The organism is Commensalibacter sp. A3DC, from assembly GCF_047307945.1.
GTDB lineage: Bacteria > Pseudomonadota > Alphaproteobacteria > Acetobacterales > Acetobacteraceae > Commensalibacter > Commensalibacter melissae.
In genome coordinates this window covers 1-7,500 of sequence record NZ_JAXOQA010000057.1, presented here as the reverse complement: position 1 = coordinate 7,500, position 7,500 = coordinate 1, and the positions used below count along the sequence as shown (strand labels likewise).

Annotated in this window: 6 protein-coding genes, 1 tRNA gene and 2 rRNA genes (1 of these 9 only partly in view); 8 read left to right on the top strand and 1 reads right to left on the bottom strand. The window is 39.3% G+C overall.

Features of this window, described 5'->3' with window-relative positions:
- The 5 genes from U0839_RS07110 to U0839_RS07090 all read left to right on the top strand — a co-directional run.
- Nucleotides 1–1,464, top strand: a 23S ribosomal RNA gene (locus tag U0839_RS07110) (it extends 1,276 nt beyond the left edge of the window).
- Between the two features lie 120 nt (nt 1,465–1,584).
- Nucleotides 1,585–1,700: ribosomal RNA gene (gene rrf / locus U0839_RS07105) — 5S ribosomal RNA — on the top strand.
- A gap of 189 nt (nt 1,701–1,889) precedes the next feature.
- Nucleotides 1,890–1,966, top strand: a tRNA-Met gene (locus U0839_RS07100).
- Between the two features lie 172 nt (nt 1,967–2,138).
- Nucleotides 2,139–3,548, top strand: a complete 1,410-nt coding sequence (locus tag U0839_RS07095) for a carbohydrate porin (RefSeq protein WP_155564936.1) — start codon at nt 2,139–2,141, stop codon at nt 3,546–3,548.
- Nucleotides 3,549–3,734: 186 nt separating this feature from the next.
- The gene (locus tag U0839_RS07090; RefSeq protein WP_155564937.1) at nt 3,735–4,199 is read left to right on the top strand and encodes a hypothetical protein; all 465 of its coding nucleotides are present in this window, start codon (nt 3,735–3,737) and stop codon (nt 4,197–4,199) included.
- 4 nt (nt 4,200–4,203) lie between these two features.
- Here the strand turns inward: U0839_RS07090 and U0839_RS07085 are convergent, their stop codons facing one another.
- The gene (locus U0839_RS07085) at nt 4,204–4,899 is read right to left on the bottom strand and encodes a nucleoside triphosphate hydrolase (RefSeq protein WP_155564938.1); all 696 of its coding nucleotides are present in this window, start codon (nt 4,897–4,899) and stop codon (nt 4,204–4,206) included.
- A 259-nt stretch (nt 4,900–5,158) separates the two neighbouring features.
- Between U0839_RS07085 and U0839_RS07080 the strand changes: the two genes are divergently transcribed.
- The 3 genes from U0839_RS07080 to U0839_RS07070 are packed head-to-tail and all read left to right on the top strand — an operon-like array spanning nt 5,159 to nt 7,426.
- A complete protein-coding gene (locus U0839_RS07080; protein ID WP_196424200.1) occupies nt 5,159–5,887 on the top strand; it encodes a hypothetical protein in 729 nt (242 codons plus the stop codon).
- Nucleotides 5,888–5,890: 3 nt separating this feature from the next.
- Nucleotides 5,891–6,496: a phosphatase PAP2 family protein gene (locus U0839_RS07075; RefSeq protein WP_155564939.1), complete on the top strand. Its 606-nt coding sequence runs from the start codon at nt 5,891–5,893 to the stop codon at nt 6,494–6,496.
- A gap of 42 nt (nt 6,497–6,538) precedes the next feature.
- Nucleotides 6,539–7,426 carry a hypothetical protein gene (locus U0839_RS07070; protein WP_155564940.1) on the top strand — a complete coding sequence of 296 codons (888 nt, stop codon included), beginning with the start codon at nt 6,539–6,541 and terminating at the stop codon, nt 7,424–7,426.
- The last annotated feature ends 74 nt before the right edge of the window (nt 7,427–7,500 follow it).

Sequence of the window (7,500 nt, the reverse complement as noted above, 5' to 3'; positions counted from 1 at the left end):
CTGTCGCCGAAAGTCCAAGGGTTCCTGCGCCAGGTTAATCCACGCAGGGTTAGTCGGCCCCTAAGGCGAGGGCGAAAGCCGTAGTCGATGGAAATCAGGTTAATATTCCTGAACCTGCTAGAAGTGACGAATATGATATGTTGTCAGGTCTTATTGGATTGGCCTGGCTTTTGGAGTATTCCGGGAAATAGCTCTAGCGAATAGACCGTACCCGAAACCGACACAGGTGGACTGGTAGAGAATACCAAGGCGCTTGAGAGAACGATGCTGAAGGAACTAGGCAAAATGCTTGCGTAACTTCGGAAGAAGCAAGACCGGATTTTGGGCAACCATGATCAGGTGGCACAGAGCAGGGGGTAGCGACTGTTTAGTAAAAACACAGGGCTCTGCAAAGTCGAAAGACGACGTATAGGGTCTGACGCCTGCCCGGTGCCGGAAGGTTAAGAGGAGGTGTGCAAGCACTGAATTGAAGCCCCGGTAAACGGCGGCCGTAACTATAACGGTCCTAAGGTAGCGAAATTCCTTGTCGGGTAAGTTCCGACCTGCACGAATGGCGTAACGACTTCCCCGCTGTCTCCAGCATCGGCTCAGCGAAATTGAACTCCCCGTGAAGATGCGGGGTATCCGCGGTCAGACGGAAAGACCCTATGAACCTTTACTGCAACTTTGTAGTGGCATCAGGAAAACGCTGTGTAGGATAGGTGGGAGGCTTTGAAGCATGGGCGCCAGTCTGTGTGGAGCCATCCTTGAAATACCACCCTGAGTTTTTTTGATGTCTAACCAGATCCAGTTAGCCTGGATTGGGACCCTGCATGGTGGGCAGTTTGACTGGGGCGGTCGCCTCCCAAAAAGTAACGGAGGCGCGCGATGGTGGGCTCAAGCCGGTCGGACATCGGCTGTTGAGTGCAATGGCATAAGCCCGCCTGACTGCGAGAGTGACAGCTCGAGCAGAGACGAAAGTCGGCCATAGTGATCCGGTGGTTCCACGTGGAAGGGCCATCGCTCAACGGATAAAAGGTACTCTAGGGATAACAGGCTGATCTCCCCCAAGAGTCCACATCGACGGGGAGGTTTGGCACCTCGATGTCGGCTCATCACATCCTGGGGCTGGAGCAGGTCCCAAGGGTTCGGCTGTTCGCCGATTAAAGTGGTACGTGAGCTGGGTTTAGAACGTCGTGAGACAGTTCGGTCCCTATCTGCCGTGGATGTCGAGACTTGAGAGGATTTGCCCCTAGTACGAGAGGACCGGGGTGAACATACCTCTGGTGTACCAGTTGTTGCGCCAGCAGCACCGCTGGGTAGCTAAGTATGGACAGGATAATCGCTGAAAGCATCTAAGCGAGAAACCCCCCTCAAAACCAGGTCTCATTACGGGCCGTGATAGACCATCACGTCAATAGGTCGGGTGTGGAAGTGCAGAAATGCATGCAGCTAACCGATACTAATAGCCCTTGCACTTACTTGATATAACACACATACACTCATATCGGTCATGTTATGCGATACTGTATGAAACAGGCCGAAATATCCGCTCTTAACCAACCAATCACATACCAATACAACCCTGCAGGGTATATTGGATGACCTGGTGGCAATGGCGGGGTATGAACCACCCGATCCCATCCCGAACTCGGCCGTGAAAAACCCCAGCGCCCATGATACTATGTCTTAAGGCATGGGAAAGTCGGTCGCCGCCAGGTCTTCCAATATACCCCCATACATGCAATCCCTTGCAATATTCGACAAAAAACTTTCAGTTCCCGCTGAAACATGCGCCGCGAGGGAGCGTAGCCTCCAAGTCTGGTCACCACTTGTCATCCTGACATAAGTCCTGGAAGATCACCATATGCCTTGAATACAGTCAGAAAAAGGCATCCTTGTTACACTAGTGCGGGGTGGAGCAGCCCGGTAGCTCGTCAGGCTCATAACCTGAAGGTCAGAGGTTCAAATCCTCTCCCCGCTCCCAATAACTTCCACTCAAAATTGCTATATCATTACTTAAACAAATTTTACTCGTTATATTAGTTTAAATTTAATTTGATATTTATATATTGCTTGTTAATTGCTTTTAATTTTCAGGTCTGGTTCATTAAAAGAAATATTATTTTTCTGCAATGTCAATTCTATGAAAGGAGATTATGACACAAAAAAAAACTTACAATTCTATTAATCAGACTTGGTTTAAAATTCTTTTTTTGTTTCATTTTAGTTTTTTTTACAGTGTTTACTATTCTAAATGCGTTTTTTCACAGACTTATTCTGATCATGAAATTGATACATTAGATCAAAATGGTAAAAGTGTACCTTACGATTCAGATGGTGAATTATTTTTCCATAAATTAAATGAAAAGTTGGATCCTCATGGTGTGCAGTTTGCTTTAAGCTGGACAGGTGAAACAGCAGGTATTGTAAGGGGAGGACGTAGAAAGGGTGTCGATTATGCACATCAGATTGCTTTTTCAGTTGATATGGATTGGGAGAAAATTGCAGGTTTTAAAGGGTTTTCTACTCATGCGATGATTTTAAATCTAGCTGGGCGCAATGCTAGTTCCGATTATGTTGGGGATACGCAGATTCAGGCCCAGGAAATATATGGGGGTGGATATGACCGATTATTTCATATGAATTATATTTATATTGAACAACAGTTATGGAAAGATCAGGTCAATATTCGTGCAGGACGGTTAAGTGTTGGAAATGAATTTGCATCAAGTCCATTCGCATGTCAGTTTATGTTAATTGCAACTTGTGGTCAACCTAGGAGTATTCAGTCCCAACAAGGTTTTACACCCTGGCCTGGAACTGTTTGGGGGATTAGATTTTTATTTCATTTGACAAAGCAAAGTTACTTCCAATTGGGTGCTTATGAAAGTTCTCCATGGGGAACCGGTAAAGGGGGTGTCGCAGGTTTTGACTGGAGTACGAATGCTGCAACAGGTGTTTTTATACCAATTGAATACAGTTATAACTCTGAATTTGGTAAAGATAATTTAACGGGATATTATCATATAGGTGCTGGTCTTGATACCAGTCGTTTTCAAACCTGGTCTGCACAGGCTGTAAAAGGAAATAAAAGAGATAATCGCAGTCAATTTTGGGTTATGATGGATCAGATGATTTTTCGTAATGACCCCAAGAAAGATCATGGATTATATTTAATTTTGAATTATGGACATGATTCAACAACAACTTCTACATTTAAGGATCTTTATAATGTAGGTTTTATTAATAAGGGTTTTTGGAAGAAAAGACCCTATGACCAAATAGGTTTCATGTTTACCTATTATACAGTGCCTAAGAGTTTAAAACATGCACAAAAATATCAAATGACGCAATTGTCTTCCCCTTTTAATGCAAAGGTTTTGTCATTATTGAATGGTGCACCCGCAGCACAGACAAATTCTGCTTTGTTTGAATTGAATTATGGTATTTCTGCTTATCGGGGTGTTATGGTCATGCCAGTTGTCGAATATTTTCATCATGTTGCTGCCACTAAAGCCTACAAAGATGCTTTTGTTATTGGATTAAAAACCAATATTAATTTTTAGAAAATTTATTCAGAGGTTTTTGTTCAATCTATACTTATAAGATGTGAAATCCTTGTATCGTTTCATTATATTGTAAATTAATGAATAAATAGGTAATAATTTGTAGTGCGTATTTTTATTTTCCCTTTTATATAATGTATAATTAATACAGTTTAAAATTTATTGAAAAAAGGTGGTTTTTCTTTAATGAAACAAAAAGGAAATAGATTGATTTTGGGGATAATTGGGGGATTGGTGGTAAATTCAATGATTCCGTTCTTATCTTGTTTCGCACGTCACCACCATCATCACCATGTTCCCCCTCCAAAGACGGTTGAAAAAAAAGAAGATGAAAACACGCCGCAACAAACGATTAAAGACGCGGATTCCATTCCTTCAACCATCAGGCAAAAAATGCAGGAGAATCAAAGGGTTGAACATTATCAACCTTTAAAACAGGAAAACAAGCCCGCCTTGTTACTTCCCAATCATTATACAAGGGGTGATAAAGGCCATTTGAATGCTGAACAAGGTTGGGTGAACAGTAAACGTCAACGTGGTCATCATGATATTGGTATTAATGCACCGCTTCCTCAAACAGCGGACCCAACTCAAAATAAAACACGTAACGTTTTTCGTAGAGCAATGCCGATATATGAACCAAATTATTAAACGTTCATGAAACAATATTTAATTTTTCGGCAATTGCTTTTTTAGCCTGATTAATGGTTTCTTCAATGGGTTGTGTATTATTGTCAATATCAATAATGGGGGCACCATTATAGGTTAACTGTTGTAATGTTCCAATTTTTTTGATCATTGATTCAAGGCGATGATCAGGTTTTCTCTGTTGGGCTGTTTCAACGGTTACGTTTAGTCGTATAACCAGATCGGGTGTATGGTTGATCATCCAGTTATAAAGTGATCGTTCAAGCTTTGAGAGCAGGCGTGTTATGGACGACGCTGGGTTTTCTGTTGTCAGATCAGGTCCATCCAGTCCACCAATAACGGCAACTTGGGGAAATCGGTCAGTAAGAATGTAAAAGCCTTGCTTACGCAGGGAAAGCATCCTGTAAAAGCGATAAACGCGACGCAGAGACATTATGAATATTCCCAATGCCAATAATGCGTTCGGTCCTTCTTTTGATTTAGCCTGTTTATTGGTCTTGGTAATATTTTTATCAAGTTTTTTCCCTAGAAACGGAAGTTTAATCAGACGTCTTCTTATATTTCCCGTTTGTCTGCCCAAGTGGCATAATTTTGTAGGATGAACTGAATTCAACCAGCGTTCCAATTCCAGACAGACTGTTGTTTTGCCAGATCCGTCGCACCCAATAATAGCAATAATCGGTGGCGTAGAAGATTGTGTCATAAATTATATATCTCTTGGTTATTTAAATGGGATATCGTAATCTTTCTATATTTCAATAGATTACGGTCAAATTTGATTTGTTAGTCAATGAAAACTGTATTATAAGACAACCTTTCCTAGTCTGTTAGGTTGGAAATTCCTTGGAATTTTTCAGTATAGAATCAGTAACTTAAAGCAAATCAGGCTTTAAGTTAAAACTTTTGTTCCAAAGATATCCATAATTATATACATAAATCTGTTATATTTTAGAAGATTATATATGCATAAAAAAAGATCAACTGAAAATCAGGGCCCATTAATTGCATTAGTCGGTTGTGATGGATCAGGAAAATCAACATTAAGTTTTGATCTTGCTGAAGCATTAAATCAAGGGCGACCTGCAAAGTGCTGCTATTTGGGCCAAGGATCAGGAAATATTGGTCGAAAGATCAGTCAATTCAGATTTGGGGGAAAAATACTTGGACGTATAATCGATAAGAAAGCGGGAACGGCTCGTACCAAGGGAAAAAAAATTCCTGGTGTTTTAACGGCCTTGGTTATTTTCTTTTTTTCCTGTGTTCGTTTTCTTAATTTTATAAAAATGTTGAAATTAAGAAAACAGGGGGTTTTGATTATTGCGGATCGCTATCCTCAGACAGATGTTGTAGGATTTTATGACGGACCCGGTTTGTCAGCTGCACATACGCAAAATCGTTTTATCCAGTTTCTTGTTAAAACAGAATACAGGCTTTATGATTACATGGCTTCTATAAAACCGGACTTGATAATTCGGTTGAACATTGATGTTGATACCGCATATCAACGTAAACAGGATCACGATTATAATTTGTTAAAAATCAAAGTGGAAGCCACTCAAAAATTAAAATTCAGAGGGGCACCAATTGTTGATATTGATGCTTCTTTGCCTTATAAAGAAGTTTATGAAACAGCTATGCGGGCAATTAGGAAAGTAGAAATTGCATATAGCGAAGGGAAAATAAGGAATTAATTATTGTTTAATCATAAAATGCTATTTTTAATAGGTTTTATTTTTCTTTTATTTGCTGTTTTTTTATTCCTTTGCACAGATCTGGATCAGAAACTCAATGGTGTTTTGCTTTCTGATCATGACAGTAGCTTGATTTATTGGAATAGACTTGTATCTAAATCGGGTTCATTTGCGGTTGTTCTTCCCTTAAGCTTAATATTCATATTATGGGTCTGGATTTATCGTTCGCATCGAGACGCGGTTTGGCTGTTTGTAATCTTGATTTCAGCGCGTCTGGTTTTTCTTTTAATGAAAAATATAATTGTTAGAGCAAGGCCCGCTTTTCCATTTTCTCATATTCATGCGACAACAGCCAGCTTTCCAAGTGGACATGCAGTCAATGGACTGATGTTTGTGTTGATTATATTATACTGTTTAAGAAATTACAGTTTGGTTTGTTGGATATCATTGATATGGGTTTTTTTAGTGGGATGGTCGCGTTTGACATTGGGGGCACATTGGATAAGTGATATACTGGCAGGATGGGGATGTGCGATCATGTGGTTTGCTTTTATGATGGGGATTAGAAATACTGTATTTGTTCAAAAATTGCTAGATTATATTTTATAATCAGGTAGGTTTTTACTGTATTAATTTTATAGCGGAAATATCGTGAATTTTAAATTTTTTACCAAGCCACAGAATATTATACAATTTGAGGGTTTCCATTTTTCTCGTTTTCAATGTGATCAGCTATATGAAATGATTTTGGTGGATGATGAAATTCACCTCAATGTTTCATTACCTGACAAACTTGTATTTGATTATACACAGGATCAACTGATTGACGGTTTTATGATTAGTCGTCAATTATGGGTGGAAGGGGTTATGGAACCCGCATTTATGAATATTTTGCATTCCTTAAGATACTCTTGCCATTTATCCAAGGAAAATAAAGCCGTTTATAAGAAGGTAAGGGCCAAATTCAAACATTTGTGCTATGCATATAGGGCTTTTGATGAACGCCATTGTAGACCGTACTGGCTTGGCAAGATGACGGGTTTATTAGGCAAATTACAGGATGGCTTCAAAAACAGGAAATCTTTCATTGTAAAACCAAGGGCGGTATTTCTGGATTATATTTGGCATGAAAAAGGGTTGTATTTATTAAAACGGGAAGTAAATTGCTTTTTTCCCTGCAACCTGAAAAGCTTTGTAAAATATTTTCGAAAAAGACTGGAAATCATTAAGAAAGAGCTTGAAACACATGTAACTATAACAGCTCATGAGTTTCATAACATGAGAAAAACAATCAGTATGATTGCAGCCACCTATGGTACTTTTGATGTTTTGTTTCCATCAGGTTATCATCATCAGACTTTTCAATATTTATCGACAATTAATGGTATGATGGGCGATTATCATGATGAATTGGTGGAAAAAAAATTGAATAAAATTCAAAATTACTATTTTGATCGATTTATGATACCTGAAGAAATTAAGAACAGGTTAAACACTTTTGCAGGTCGTTTTATAGACGATAGTAATGATTTTTATTGATCTTGTTTCACTTTATTGAATGGATAATCAATTTTAAAATGAACCACCAAGCGTAAATGGATGCTGATGATGAT